Genomic DNA, 13,072 nt, shown 5'->3' with positions numbered 1-13,072 from the left:
TGTCTTGAAAATACCATTATTCTATCCATAGATGTCCTGTAGAATAGGTTCTGGCTTTACCTGCTACAATCACTCTCTCGTTTTTGTTTTCACAATAGAGCTGGCCGCCTCTTTCTGATAGCTGACGGGCAAAAAGCTGGTTTTTTCCTAATCTTGATGACCAGAAAGGAATGAGCGAGCAGTGCGCAGAGCCGGTTACAGGATCTTCGAGAATCGAGGACTGTGGCGTAAAATATCTTGAAACAAAATCGCTGTCAGTACCTTTTGCTGTCACTACAACACCTCCCGGATCCAGATTGATAAGATCAAAAACGGATCTTTCAATTTTGATATTTTTAATGTCTTCTTCAGATTCATATACCAGAACATAATCTCTTGATTTAAAGACTTCCTTAGGTTGTATATTGAGAGATTGAGCTATGGTATCCGGAAGAGTAGCTGCTTCAGGCATTCTTGACGGGAAATCCATCTCATAAACTCCGTCTTTTATATCCACTGTTAACTCACCGCTTTTGGTTTCGAAAATGATTCTGTCATTCTCATAGTGTAAGATGGAAACTAAGCAATGTGCTGTGGCAAGGGTAGCATGTCCACATAAATCCATCTCTATTTCAGGGGTAAACCATCTGAGGTGAATGGTATCGCCGTTATCAATAAAGAAAGCAGTTTCTGCTACAGCATTCTCACAGGCTATTTTTAAAAGGATCTCATCGGGTAACCAGTTTTTTAAAGGAACAACACATGCAGGATTTCCATGGAAAATCTCTTCTGTAAACGCATCTATCTGATATAATTCTAACTTCATGATTGAGAAAATTTAGGTATCTAACAAAGATAATTTATTTTGCGAACAGGCCTTTGGTTAATTGTATTCTTGTGAGAGATTTATAGGGGTAATCACAAAAATTGAGTTCAGATTCTATGATTCCCCTTTCTATTGGATTGAATCCGGCTGGGAAGATACTATACCACCCAATTTCTTCAGAAACTCAGAGGGACGGTACTGCATGACAGAGAAAAAACTATTGGTATATGCCTGAAGACTTTTATAGCCTACTCTAAAGGCTATTTCTGAAATAGTGAGTTCTTGCTCGTTCAGTAATTCAATGCTTTTTAGAATTCGAAGCAGTTGTTGATACTTACTTAAGGTGAGTCCGGTTTGTTTTTTGAAAATCCGCTCCACGGTACGAATTGATAGCGCTGCAATTTGACTTAAGTCTTCCATAGCTAAGTTTTCAGCATAATGCTCATGTAAATAAGCAGTGGCATTGCTGAGTCTCTTATCTGCCGGGGGGGTAATATACAATTGCTGGGAACGAACGACAAACTGTGGCAGTTCATTGAGTAAGGTTCCTAAAAATAATGTTTCGTTAGGATCTTCACGTAACTTTTTAGACCATTTTTCAGCATATTTGATCATTTCTTTTAGAACAGGAGGAACAAGAAAGACACTGATTTCATTATAAAATGGAGCTTCTTTTTCGAGATCAAAAAACATAATCATTAGTTTAATCTTCTTCGAGCCCCAATTGGTTTTGTGAATACAATTGGAAGGTATCCATGCAGCATGATTTTTAGGTAAAAGATAAATTTTCTCCTCAACAGTAAGATACTGAAAGCCGCTTTCCACATAGATCAGCTGACCTTTATTGTGGGAATGAAGTTCATCATTATGAACCCAGCTATCTTCAAAACATACTAAATAAGGTTTTTCGACCTTGTCTACATTAAAAGGATATTGCTCATTGTTCATGTCGTTCTACATTAACATTATGGTAAATATAAATAAAATTACCTAATTACTTTTGTATTTAAATTTATTCCAATGAAGTACACAGCAGGAAAAGGAGTTTCATTTTTTTTATTGTTGATGAATGTTTTAGTTGTTATTTTGATATCCGGCAGCCTTCGGTCTCCTATAACGGCCATTGGTCCGGTATTAGATGAAGTAAGAAATTCTTTGCATCTAAATCGTTTCCAGAGTAGTCTGCTCACTTCCATACCCTTATTTATTTTTGCAGGTTGTTCGGTAGTGATTAGTCGTTTTTCCCGCCGGTTTAGCATCAATAGATTTTTATTATATGCATTAATTATTCTTAGTTTCGGATTGTTTGTGCGTGTGTCGGGTTCCATATCGGCATTGTTTTTGGGCTCTGTTTTTATAGGTCTTGGTATAGCTATTGGTAACGTAATCATTCCGGGATATATCAAAAATAATTTTCCTAAACAGATTGGGTTGATGACTGGCGTATTTGCTGTGTCTATGAACCTTGCTGCTGCTTTGGCATCTGGCTATAGCGTTAGAATAGGACAATGGACAGGATATGGTTGGCGTGGTTCTTTGGGAATCTGGTTGGTGATAGCATTACTGGCATTGTTGGTGGTTGTGCTAGAACTTATTTTTAATAAAAATACATTGCAACAACAGAAAACTGATAGAAGTACATCAGATTTTAATATGTTTAAATCTGCTCAGGCATGGAATATTAGTCTATTTATGGGATTGCAGTCTCTGGTTTATTACTGTATTGTTTCCTGGCTGCCGGCTGTTTTAGGTGATTATGGTATGACTGGAAATGCACCGGGGTGGGTGCTGTTTACTATTCAGATTGCATCGATTCCTATTACATTTTTTGGACCAATTATCGCCAATAAGATGATAGATCAGAAAGGCATGGTTATTTTTGTTTGTGTGTCGATGTTGATAAGCATTTTGATGTTCATCTGGCTAAAATCTGACTCAGTATATTTTACCGCAATATTATTGGGGATTTCAAATGGGTTATCTTTTAGTCTTTCTATTTTATTCTTTTCATTGCGTACAAAATCTAGTGCCAATGCTATTAAAATATCGGGAATGGCGCAATCAGTAGGCTATTTAATTGCTGCTCTGGGACCTCCTGTTTTTGGTAAATTACATGACTTAGATTCAAGTTGGCAAAGCTCTTTTTATTTCCTTGTAGCAGCTATACTTCTGATGTTTCTTTTTGGTTTCAGGGCAGCGAGCAGAAGATATGTTGAAGATTAATTGTATAAACGAATATATTTCAGCTTACAAAAAAATCCCAACTCTCGTCAGGATTTTATTCGTTTTTCAGGTTTGTATTTTAATCGACCACAAACAAAAGCCTTATAACGCTTTAGTTGCTAAGTATATTTGATATTAAAATCGATAGCCGATACTCAATCCATACTTGGCAACCACACTATGATCAGTTTTGTCTGCATTGAACAAAAGTTTTCCGTAGCCTACGTTGGCTTCAAAAACCAATCCTTTTTTTGTGACCAGTTTATAGCCTAGTCCAGCCCCAAGTGCAACATCATAAACATCTTTATTTTTAGTGAATGTCAGGTTATCTGCTGCGTATACTTTTTTTCCATCAATGGAAGTGAACGCTCCAAATCCTTCGACAAAAAAACCGGAAGCATATTTTTTTCCAAAATAGTATCTGTAATAGGGAGAGATGTAGTAATTCATATCCTCATCTTTTTTATGATCATAAACAACAAATCCAGAGATTCCCAGTGATGAGTGTTTGTTGAGATGCCGTTCAAAGCCCGCTTCAACAGCACCGGATAATGGAGAGATTAAATTTAATTTAATTTCATTGTTTTTTTGATAAGGATCTGTACCGGTTTCACTTTGAGCATTGACAGAATAAAAAGCAAACAAAATGATGAGTAGTGAAAAGTTTTTTTTCATAAAAAAAGTTATTTGAATTATTTCAGGGCAAAATTCAAATAATAAAAATTAGAGTAGGTTTCAAAAGCTTAAAAATGGATAAAATGGTACTTATTTGCGGGTATTTTAATTCTATTATATTTTGTACAATTTGTAGATGGGCATACGAAATAGCGGGATCATTATTTAGAAAATGCCAGATAGAATCTTTATTTTTCGCAAGCTTAAATAAAAGTTAGGACGGGTTCCAAAATCTTAAAAATGGATAAAATGGCACTTACTTGATGGTGTTTTTATATTCATTGGGTGTCTGACCGGTAACTTTTTTAAAGGCCTTATAAAAAGTCGTTTTTGAGGTAAATCCGGATTCTAATCCCATCGTCAACAAATTATAGTTGTCATATTCCGGATCTGATATCATTTCCTTGACAGCTTCCACCCGATATTGATTAATATAATGGGCAAAATTGTCTCCTGTTATTATGTTTACAATTTGTGAAAGATATCCCGCGCTTATGCCTAGTTTTTCAGCAACTTTTTCTCTGTTTAATGTGCTGTCGGTATAAATGTGCTGATCTTTGCAAAGAAGTTCCAGTTTTTGAAAGTAAAGATTATCAGCCGTAATAGATTCCTTATACTCTTGGGGTGTACTATCTTGTACAATTTGCAAACTGGGATATGAAATAACTGAATCATTATTTAGAAAATTGTAGACGGCATCTTTGTTTTTGGCCAGTTTATATTTGTAAATGCCTTTATACGCTGTCCAATGAATGATGAATGTTGCAAATAAAGCCAAGGCACTCATCGTAGACGAAATATCATAGTTGAAAAATAAGCCGGCTAGAGCGGTAATGAGCCAAACAAATAGCAATAAAGAAACAATCGTTAATAAGGTAAGTATCCATTTTTTTTCCTGTGAATCTTTCAAATGTCTTATCATAAAATAAGAGTAAATTGGCAGGAACGGAATGAATGTAACGGCTAAAAAAAGTTGGACCAGCCCAAGTATCTGGATGATCATGATGCCTGATTCAGAAAAACTATAAATCCCTGCAACATGATCGAGGTCGTTGATAATATTAAGGACAGCGGAATAGGCAAATGGAATGAAAAACAGATAATTTTTTGGTTTACCTTTTCCAGCGTGATCAGTCCTGTTTTTAATAAACAGGAATAGGAAAGCAGGTATTAGAAATACCCACTCGATGTTGTCTGCAATATGCAGCAACGGATAGCGAACAAATGCTCCTTCAATATCAAAAACATGATTCAGTAATTTAATTGAAATTGTAAATAGCAAGCAGGCTAAATATTTATTTGAATTGCTATTGAACAAAGAAGATTTTAAAATAACTAAACCTAAGATTATTCCCTGGAAAATCGCAATACTTAAAAGTGCTGTATAAATCAATTTTTTTTAATATAAAAGTTGCTTTAAAGATAACCCTTTCATACGAATTGATAAAACGAATTGATATTAACACCGATGAATTTTTAGGTTTTGAAAAAGGAGTTTAACTCAAATTATTTCATTTGTTTGATTCCTGCCAGGTTATACTTTTCAGAGTTGTGATAAGCCAGACAAGTTTTAAAAAAATACCGATTAAGACAGTAATCATTTATAACAAAACCAACTGTATTTTTCTGAATATGTACTGAAAATAGAGATAAAATTAAGTATTATTGTATTAAAATAATCTGTTTGATGGAACACTGGGAAATCATATTGTTTTTTTTAATCATTGCTTTCATTTATTCATCGGTAGGGTTTGGCGGCGGGTCAAGTTACCTTGCTGTTTTGGCAATGTATAGTTTTCCCTATCAGGAAATACGGTTAACGGCATTGATCTGTAATGTTATTGTGGTTGTAGGCGGGGTTTATATTTATGTCAAAAACAAACAAACCGACTGGAGCAAAATATTACCCATCACTCTCGTCAGTGTTCCGATGGCTTATCTGGGGGCTGTTTTAAAAATAAGTCAGGAAACTTTTTTTCTGATTCTAGGCATTACATTAATCATAGCGTCCTTATTATTATGGATAAAAACAGACGCGAAAAATAATGAAGAGACTTCTGTATATAACGAAGGCTCTTTAATCAAAAACGGCTTTTTAGGAGGAGGAATTGGTTTTTTATCAGGATTAGTAGGGATCGGCGGCGGAATTTTTCTTTCGCCTCTGTTAAATCTCATGAAATGGAGTACCCCAAGAAAAATTGCAGCTACCTCAAGTGTTTTTATTTTGGTCAATTCAATATCAGGGATCTTCGGCCAGGTATCAAAGCTTTCCGCAGATATGGATTATGTGAGAATTGGAAGCCTGTGTTTTGCCGTGTTTATTGGCGGACAAATAGGTTCAAGAATGTCTCTGAATTGGAATCCATTGGTGATCAAAAGAGTAACTGCCATACTGGTTTTGATAGCAGGAATAAATGTTTTAATAAAATATTGGTAATAAGCTAAAATTAAAATGACAATTAAAATATTAGCATTCGGAATAACGAAAGATATTCTCGGAACAACAAAAAAAGAAGTTGAAATAAATGAAGGTACAAATGTGGGTGAATTAAAAGAACTGCTGGAAAAAGATTTTCCGGAACTGAAAAGACTGAAATCGTATTTCATTGCCATTGATGATGAATATGCGGAAGATCATCAGATCATCACAATCAATAACGAACTAGCAATAATTCCCCCTGTAAGTGGTGGATAAAGATATGGTTGATATAAAAATAACAGACGATATACTGAGCATCACAGATTGCTTTGCTCTTGCTTCCGATCCGGCATGCGGAGGAATTGCATCATTTGTAGGAACAGTTCGTAATCATACCAAAAACAAACCGGTCATTCGTTTGGAATATGAGTGCTATGAATCTATGGCCCGTAAAGAAATACAAAAAATAGCAGATAAAGCCATTTCTTTATTTTCGGTAAAAAATATTGTAGTCCATCACCGCACCGGAATTTTGTTTCCCGGAGATGCAGCCATTATAATAATAGTAAGTGACGGTCACAGAAATGCAGTTTTTGATGCATGCAGCCATATAATTGAGAATATTAAACAAACCGTTCCCATCTGGAAAAAAGAAATTTTTGAGAATGGAGAAGAATGGGTTTCTGCACATCCTTAATTGAAGGAATAAAATTTTGTACCTTTACGATACCAGTTACTAAATTATGAAAGCCCATCTGTTATCAAATAAGTCGGTAAAGCAGATAGAAATTGTCAAAGTTAAGGATAACAACAGTTTACCCTGTACAGATGATATTTCCGTCGAAGAGCCTTTGGAAATCAGGATTTCCTATGAGGTAGCGGGTAAAAAAGAGCATAAAAATATATCTGTAACAATGCGGACTCCGGGAAATGATAGGGAGCTGGCCGTTGGTTTTTTGTTTACGGAAGGAATTATTTCCAGCCGTCAGCAGATTAAAAATGTTTACAGCCCGGAAGCAGAATGTTCAAGAAACAGTGACAACATTGTTATCGTAGAGCTTATAGAAGATTTTGTTCCCGAATTAATGAAAACCGAAAGGAACTTTTATACTACTTCCAGCTGTGGCGTATGCGGAAAAGGCTCTATAGAATCTATACGCACAGTAAGCCCTTTTCTCCATCAGGAAAAAGAAGATATTATTATTTCTCTTGAAACATTATATCAGTTATCCGAAAAATTAAAGTCTTTCCAGAATAATTTCAGCGCTACAGGAGGTATACATGCTTCCGGTATCTTTGATGTAAATGGTAATCTGCTTGCTTTGCGTGAAGATGTAGGAAGACATAACGCATTGGATAAACTTATAGGGCATACATTATTTACAGGTCTGCTTCCTCTTAACGATACTATTCTGGTTTTAAGCGGAAGAGCCAGTTTTGAGCTCATTCAGAAAGCGGCAATGGCCGGAATAACCATCGTTACAGCGATAGGAGCGCCATCCAGTCTGGCGGTAGATCTGGCAAAAGAGTTTGACATTACTCTGATAGGGTTCCTCCGGGATAACCGCTTTAATATCTACCATTCCGGCAGCTGTTTTAAAATTGAAAATTTGTTATGAAAATAAGAATTAAAGACAACTCAATAAGATTTCGTCTCACTCAATCCGAAGTGGCTGAATTGGGACAAAAAGGAATCATCTCAAGCTTTACAGAATTTGTAGACCGTCCATTTATTTATACTATTGAAAGCACAGATGGAGAAGAACTGTCCGCGGCTTTTATTGAAAACAGGATGGTTTTGAAAATGCCTGAAACCATGGTGTCTGAATGGATTTCCACAGACAGAGTTGGTTTTGACGGACAAGCCGGATTGGTAAAGATTTTAGTAGAAAAGGATTTTGTCTGCATCGATAATACGTTGGAAGACCAAAGTGACAACTATCCTAACCCGAATCTAAAATGCTAATTTTTAATTTTTTTTAAAATTTAGAAATTATGGAAAACAAAAATGTATTCAATAAAATAAAGGAAAGCGATAGCCAATTACCTTCAGCAGAGCCTCCTTATAAATTGCTGGATTTGAAACTCAAGCCTCCAAAAGTTTGGGCTGCGGGAATCCCGGCTGTTATCCATTCATTAGATCAATTGGTGCTCAATGCATCCGTTCTTCGTGGAGGCAGGGCACTTTTCAGCATGAATCAGTTTGATGGTTTCGATTGTCCGAGCTGCGCATGGCCGGATCCCGATGACGAGCGTTCCCGATTAGGAGAATATTGTGAAAACGGAGCAAAAGCTTTAGCTGAGGAAGCCACTTCAAAAAAGATCGGGGCAGAATTCTTTAAAGAAAATTCGGTATATGATTTAGCAAAACTGACAGATTTTGAAATTAGTCAGCTTGGAAGAATCGCCGAACCTATGTATTTGCCTAAAGAAGGTAAACATTATCAGCCTATCAGTTGGGATGATGCCTTTTCAAAAATTTCAGAAAAATTAAATGCTTTGGAATCTCCGGATGAAGCTATATTTTATACTTCAGGAAGAACCAGCAATGAAGCAACCTGGGTGTATCAGTTATTTGCCCGTGAATTCGGAACCAATAATTTTCCGGACTGCTCCAATATGTGCCACGAGACTTCCGGGTATGCACTTTCAAGAAGCATAGGGATCGGAAAAGGAACGGTAAAGCTGGAAGATTTCTACGATACGGACCTCATCATCATCATCGGCCAGAACCCGGGAACCAACTCACCGAGAATGCTTTCCGCACTGACTAAAGGAAAGAAAAACGGAGCGAAAATTATGGCCATCAATCCGCTTCCCGAAGCTGGATTGAAGGGTTTTAGAAATCCTCAGGAAGTTCGTGCTTTGCTGGATAAGCCTTATGAATTATCAGATCTGTATCTTCCCGTAAGGATTAATGGAGATATGGCACTTTTAAAGGCGCTTCAAATTTTGGTGCTGGAAGAAGAAGCCAAAAATCCGGGAAAAGTTCTTGACCAGGATTTTATCATTAATAAAACAGCAGGCTTTAGTGAATTGATTGAAGAATTAAAATTGTATGACCTTGATTTTTTATCGGCTGAATGTGGAATTTCGATTGAAAATCTAAGGGAAGCCGCACAAATGATTGCCTCAAAAAAACGCATTATTATTTGTTGGGGAATGGGAATCACGCAGCAGCACAATGGAGTGGAAATGATTTATAATATTGTGAATCTCTTATTGATGAAAGGCAGCCTGGGAATTCAGGGCGGGGGAGTTTGTCCTGTTCGTGGTCATAGTAATGTACAGGGAAACAGAACGTTACTGATCAATCATCATCCTACGACTGAACAATTGGATCGATTGGAAGAATATTATGGCTTTAAAGTTCCGAGAAAAGGCGGCTATGATGTTGTGAATGCATTAAAAGCAATGCACGAAGAAAAGGTGAAATTCATGTTCTGCATGGGTGGTAATTTTCTTTCTGCAGCCCCAGATACAACCTTTACGGCGGAAGCAATGCGAAAGCTGGAAATGTCTGTAATTGTTTCTATAAAATTAAACAGAAATCATCTTATCCATGGAAAAGAAGCTCTTATTTTGCCGGTAATTTCCAGAAGTGAAAAAGATATGATTAACGGAGAACTTCAGCATGTGAGTACGGAAAACTCGATGGGCGTTGTAGAGTGGTCAAGAGGTGTTCTTGATCCTATTTCAGATCATTTGATTAATGAAACTCATGTTGCCTGCAGAATGGCAAAAGCTGTTTTGGGTAAACGTTCCGTCGTGGATTGGGATAAGTTTATCAACAGTTATGATGCCGTTCGCAATGATATCGAACAATGTATTCCAGGATTTGAAAACTATAACAAGAGAGTAGTTCAGAAAGGTGGTTTCTATCTTCCGAACGAACCGAGGGATGGTATTTTCAATAGTGAATTTTATCCGGGAAAAGCAGCTTTCAATATAACGGCGGTACCGGACAATTCGCTTGCGGATGACGAATATCTGATGGGAACAACCAGAACGCACGATCAGTTCAATACGGTTGTGTATGGATTGAATGACCGTTATCGCGGGATTTTCAATGAAAGGAGGGTTGTCATGATGAATGAAAAAGATATTGAGAAAGCCGGGCTAAAAGAAGGAGACCACGTAGATCTTTTCAATTATGATGATGGTATCGAAAGAATTGCACCTCTTTTTATTGTCGTAAAATACCCCATTCCACAGAAGAGTACCATGACTTATTTTCCGGAGACCAATGTTTTGGTATCGATCAATAACGTGGTTAATGGAGCCAATATGCCGGCTTCCAAATATGTCCGTATAAAGATTCGTAAGCATAGTCCTGAAATTTTTAAAAAGATTGAAGACCATGTCATTGCAGCAACCGGAACCAATGCAGAATAATAGCCCGTATTATTACTTAAAACTTTCAAATAATAAATAATAAATCATGGGGAAATTGTTTTTTTTCATCCTGTTTTCTTTTTGCAGTTTAGCATCAGCTCAGACTGGTTTCAAACTAAAAATTTCCGGTGAAATTACTCAAACTTTGGAATTGAGCTTATCTGATCTTTCGAAAATGCCTCGGAAAAATGCCACAATGAAAGATAAAGAAGGAAAAGTCCATTCTTATACCGGAGTTTCTGTTCTGGATATTCTTGCTGCAGCAAAAGTGCCTTCAGGGAAGGAGTTACACGGAGAAAACATGTCAAAATATCTTCTTGTTAAATGTGCAGATGGATACCAGGTGTTGTTTTCCTTAGCAGAACTGGATCCTTCAATTGCCGATAAGACAGTGATTGTGGCGGATACTGTAGATGGAAAGCCATTACCAGATGGAAAAGGTCCGTTACGAATTATTGCTGAAGGAGAAAAAAAGCCCGCCCGAAGTAGCTATCAGGTTACCGAACTTATCATCGGAGCAGTTAAAAAATAATTATAAAAAACAATATTTTTAAAATTCAATAATGATTATACGAAAAAAGGAAAACTGGTTCAGAATGCTTTTTGTGTGGCACGGTTCCGTTTTACCTGCCTTACTTCCCCGTTTGGGACTACTTCTTATTATTTCTCTGCTAGTTACCTATTTTCGTGGGATAATTTTTTCGTTTAAGGTTCCTTTAAACCCGGCACCGCTTACATTATTCGGGTTTGTATTGGCCTTATTCCTGGGGTTTAAGAACAATGCAAGCTATGATCGGTTCTGGGAAGGGCGAAAACTGTGGGGTGCTTTGTTGAATACAGCACGCTCATTGACACGTCAGGCAATGACCCTTAAAAACATAAATAATAATGTTTCAGTTCACGATTTTGTTCAGCTGCTGAGCGCATTTATCTTTGCATTGAAGCATCAGTTGAGAGGAACAGAGGCCAATGAGGATTTAAAATCCAGACTTAATGAAGACCAGCTGAAAATAGTCTCAGCTTCAAAATATAAACCGGCAGTTATTATGCGACTACTTGGAGAATGGGTTCAGAAGGCAAAAGATGAAAGCTGTTTAGATTCTATCCAACAGGCACGCTTTGATGAGAATTTTGATAAGCTCTCTGATATTTTGGGAGGATGCGAAAGAATCGTTTCAACCCCGATTCCCTACAGTTACCGTGTTCTGCTACACCGGACGGTGTATATTTATTGTTTCCTGCTACCTTTCGGGCTTGTAGATTCGCTGGGATGGTTTACACCGCTTATTGTTGTGTTTGTTGCTTATACATTTGTTGCATTTGAAGCGATAGCTGATGAAATTGAAGAACCGTTTGGCACAGATGCAAATGATCTGGCTCTTAACAGTATGTGTACTATGATTAATGAAACCATTCATGAGATGGCCGGAGAACAGATTGCTGTTTCTCAAAAAATAACTCAGAATATTATTGATTGATTAAAAGATTTGGTTTGCAGGCTTATTGAGTTTTTTTGTGAATGCCATCTTTTAATGAAAATACTTCTTTTTCAGGGAAAATCTTTTTTATTTTTCTTACAGCTTCTGCACTGCGCTTGCCGGATTGGCAATAGAATAAAACAGGTCCGGAACAACCGGAAATATAATCTAAATGATCCTGCAATTCTTCTACAGGAATATTGGTTCCGCCAATATTGAAATGTTGATGTTCCTCCGGTCTGCGTACATCAATAATTTCAAAACTATGCTTCTCCTGCATGAGTTGTTCAAAAGTAACGATCTGGACAGTTTGAGGCAAATCTGTAATCTGGACAGACGTTTTTCTTAATTTAATAATTTGGGCGCTGCCGTTCAGAACGTTAATCATCCAGAGTTTTCCTGCCAATGAATCTTCAGGATTTGTAAAATATTTTATAGTTTCACCGGCCTGCATACAGCCAACAATTCCTGCCAGGGTAGGAAGTACTCCGCCTTCTCTGCAGTTGGGAACCTGCGACTCTTCTGCATTAGGAAAAACATCACGATAATTGGGAGAGTAAGTGCCGTCTTTTTGTAAGACATTCCAAATGCTTACCTGACCTTCATACTGGTAAATGGCACCATAAACCAAAGGTTTTCCAGATAATACACAAGCATCATTCAATAAACATTTTGTTTCAAAATTATCTGTTCCTTCAATAATCAAATCAAACTCCGAAATCAAATTCATCACATTAGAAGAAGTGACTTTAAGACGATAAGGAATTATGGACACAGAAGGATTTTGTTGTTGCAGCTTTTTTGCGGCGGCATCTACTTTACAGGTTCCGATATCATCGGGTGTGTATAGAATTTGTCGGTGTAAATTACTTTCGCAGACTGTATCATCATCTGCAAGACCAATTGTTCCAACACCTGAAGAAACAAGATATTGAGCCGAAGGACAGCCAAGTCCTCCCATGCCTACGATCAGAATTTTAGCATTTTTAAGTAATTCCTGGGACAAAATACCAAATCCGGGTAAAGCAATCTGGCAATGATAACGTTCAAGCGGGTCACTCATTTGTTTTTATCTTC

General features: G+C 37.0%; 14 protein-coding genes. 9 read left to right on the top strand and 5 right to left on the bottom strand.

Features of this window, described 5'->3' with window-relative positions; genetic code table 11:
* Window positions 1–16 precede the first annotated feature (16 nt).
* Window positions 17–805: a PhzF family phenazine biosynthesis protein gene (locus tag EG342_RS21615; protein ID WP_103289813.1), complete on the bottom strand. Its 789-nt coding sequence runs from the start codon at window positions 803–805 to the stop codon at window positions 17–19.
* Window positions 806–934: 129 nt separating this feature from the next.
* Window positions 935–1,753: a helix-turn-helix domain-containing protein gene (locus EG342_RS21610; RefSeq protein WP_103289811.1), complete on the bottom strand. Its 819-nt coding sequence runs from the start codon at window positions 1,751–1,753 to the stop codon at window positions 935–937.
* A 72-nt stretch (window positions 1,754–1,825) separates the two neighbouring features.
* Here EG342_RS21610 and EG342_RS21605 point away from each other — a divergent pair, with 72 nt between their 5' ends.
* Window positions 1,826–3,028: a CynX/NimT family MFS transporter gene (locus tag EG342_RS21605; RefSeq protein WP_103289808.1), complete on the top strand. Its 1,203-nt coding sequence runs from the start codon at window positions 1,826–1,828 to the stop codon at window positions 3,026–3,028.
* Between the two features lie 135 nt (window positions 3,029–3,163).
* On the opposite strand, the gene EG342_RS21600 is transcribed toward EG342_RS21605, so the two are convergent.
* Window positions 3,164–3,703, bottom strand: a complete 540-nt coding sequence (locus EG342_RS21600; protein WP_103289805.1) for a DUF3575 domain-containing protein — start codon at window positions 3,701–3,703, stop codon at window positions 3,164–3,166.
* Window positions 3,704–3,959: 256 nt separating this feature from the next.
* The gene (locus EG342_RS21595; RefSeq protein WP_103289802.1) at window positions 3,960–5,096 is read right to left on the bottom strand and encodes a helix-turn-helix domain-containing protein; all 1,137 of its coding nucleotides are present in this window, start codon (window positions 5,094–5,096) and stop codon (window positions 3,960–3,962) included.
* Window positions 5,097–5,390: 294 nt separating this feature from the next.
* Here EG342_RS21595 and EG342_RS21590 point away from each other — a divergent pair, with 294 nt between their 5' ends.
* From EG342_RS21590 to EG342_RS21555, 8 genes are read left to right on the top strand one after another with little or no spacing between them, the layout of a single operon-like run.
* The gene (locus EG342_RS21590) at window positions 5,391–6,140 is read left to right on the top strand and encodes a sulfite exporter TauE/SafE family protein (protein WP_103289799.1); all 750 of its coding nucleotides are present in this window, start codon (window positions 5,391–5,393) and stop codon (window positions 6,138–6,140) included.
* A 15-nt stretch (window positions 6,141–6,155) separates the two neighbouring features.
* A complete protein-coding gene (locus tag EG342_RS21585) occupies window positions 6,156–6,398 on the top strand; it encodes a MoaD/ThiS family protein (RefSeq protein WP_103289796.1) in 243 nt (80 codons plus the stop codon).
* A 4-nt stretch (window positions 6,399–6,402) separates the two neighbouring features.
* A complete protein-coding gene (locus EG342_RS21580) occupies window positions 6,403–6,819 on the top strand; it encodes a molybdenum cofactor biosynthesis protein MoaE (RefSeq protein ID WP_103289793.1) in 417 nt (138 codons plus the stop codon).
* A gap of 46 nt (window positions 6,820–6,865) precedes the next feature.
* The gene (gene fdhD / locus EG342_RS21575; protein WP_103289790.1) at window positions 6,866–7,741 is read left to right on the top strand and encodes a formate dehydrogenase accessory sulfurtransferase FdhD; all 876 of its coding nucleotides are present in this window, start codon (window positions 6,866–6,868) and stop codon (window positions 7,739–7,741) included.
* The gene (locus EG342_RS21570; RefSeq protein WP_103289787.1) at window positions 7,738–8,088 is read left to right on the top strand and encodes a DUF7009 family protein; all 351 of its coding nucleotides are present in this window, start codon (window positions 7,738–7,740) and stop codon (window positions 8,086–8,088) included. The genes fdhD and EG342_RS21570 overlap by 4 nt, the downstream gene beginning before the upstream one ends.
* Before the next feature lie 29 nt (window positions 8,089–8,117).
* The gene (locus EG342_RS21565; protein WP_103289785.1) at window positions 8,118–10,517 is read left to right on the top strand and encodes an FdhF/YdeP family oxidoreductase; all 2,400 of its coding nucleotides are present in this window, start codon (window positions 8,118–8,120) and stop codon (window positions 10,515–10,517) included.
* Window positions 10,518–10,563: 46 nt separating this feature from the next.
* Window positions 10,564–11,049, top strand: coding sequence for a molybdopterin-dependent oxidoreductase (locus EG342_RS21560; protein WP_103289782.1), 486 nt, complete (start codon window positions 10,564–10,566; stop codon window positions 11,047–11,049).
* A gap of 31 nt (window positions 11,050–11,080) precedes the next feature.
* Window positions 11,081–11,995 carry a bestrophin family protein gene (locus tag EG342_RS21555; protein WP_103289780.1) on the top strand — a complete coding sequence of 305 codons (915 nt, stop codon included), beginning with the start codon at window positions 11,081–11,083 and terminating at the stop codon, window positions 11,993–11,995.
* A gap of 22 nt (window positions 11,996–12,017) precedes the next feature.
* On the opposite strand, the gene EG342_RS21550 is transcribed toward EG342_RS21555, so the two are convergent.
* Window positions 12,018–13,058, bottom strand: coding sequence for a HesA/MoeB/ThiF family protein (locus tag EG342_RS21550; protein WP_103289778.1), 1,041 nt, complete (start codon window positions 13,056–13,058; stop codon window positions 12,018–12,020).
* Window positions 13,059–13,072 lie beyond the last annotated feature (14 nt).

Source organism: Chryseobacterium lactis (assembly GCF_003815875.1).
Classification (GTDB): Bacteria; Bacteroidota; Bacteroidia; order Flavobacteriales; family Weeksellaceae; genus Chryseobacterium; species Chryseobacterium lactis.
The sequence above is the reverse complement of the archived record's forward strand: the minus strand, read 5'-3'. Positions and strand labels throughout refer to the sequence as shown.

What these genes read in the sequence shown, in the direction of transcription:
- EG342_RS21550 (WP_103289778.1), bottom strand. Translation starts at nt 13,058, where the DNA reads ATGAGTGACCCGCTTGAACGTTATCATTGCCAGATTGCTTTACCCGGA.
- EG342_RS21570 (WP_103289787.1), top strand. Translation starts at nt 7,738, where the DNA reads ATGAAAATAAGAATTAAAGACAACTCAATAAGATTTCGTCTCACTCAA.
- EG342_RS21605 (WP_103289808.1), top strand. Translation starts at nt 1,826, where the DNA reads ATGAAGTACACAGCAGGAAAAGGAGTTTCATTTTTTTTATTGTTGATG.
- fdhD (WP_103289790.1), top strand. Translation starts at nt 6,866, where the DNA reads ATGAAAGCCCATCTGTTATCAAATAAGTCGGTAAAGCAGATAGAAATT.
- EG342_RS21580 (WP_103289793.1), top strand. Translation starts at nt 6,403, where the DNA reads ATGGTTGATATAAAAATAACAGACGATATACTGAGCATCACAGATTGC.
- EG342_RS21615 (WP_103289813.1), bottom strand. Translation starts at nt 805, where the DNA reads ATGAAGTTAGAATTATATCAGATAGATGCGTTTACAGAAGAGATTTTC.
- EG342_RS21565 (WP_103289785.1), top strand. Translation starts at nt 8,118, where the DNA reads ATGGAAAACAAAAATGTATTCAATAAAATAAAGGAAAGCGATAGCCAA.
- EG342_RS21610 (WP_103289811.1), bottom strand. Translation starts at nt 1,753, where the DNA reads ATGAACAATGAGCAATATCCTTTTAATGTAGACAAGGTCGAAAAACCT.
- EG342_RS21600 (WP_103289805.1), bottom strand. Translation starts at nt 3,703, where the DNA reads ATGAAAAAAAACTTTTCACTACTCATCATTTTGTTTGCTTTTTATTCT.
- EG342_RS21585 (WP_103289796.1), top strand. Translation starts at nt 6,156, where the DNA reads ATGACAATTAAAATATTAGCATTCGGAATAACGAAAGATATTCTCGGA.
- EG342_RS21560 (WP_103289782.1), top strand. Translation starts at nt 10,564, where the DNA reads ATGGGGAAATTGTTTTTTTTCATCCTGTTTTCTTTTTGCAGTTTAGCA.
- EG342_RS21590 (WP_103289799.1), top strand. Translation starts at nt 5,391, where the DNA reads ATGGAACACTGGGAAATCATATTGTTTTTTTTAATCATTGCTTTCATT.
- EG342_RS21555 (WP_103289780.1), top strand. Translation starts at nt 11,081, where the DNA reads ATGATTATACGAAAAAAGGAAAACTGGTTCAGAATGCTTTTTGTGTGG.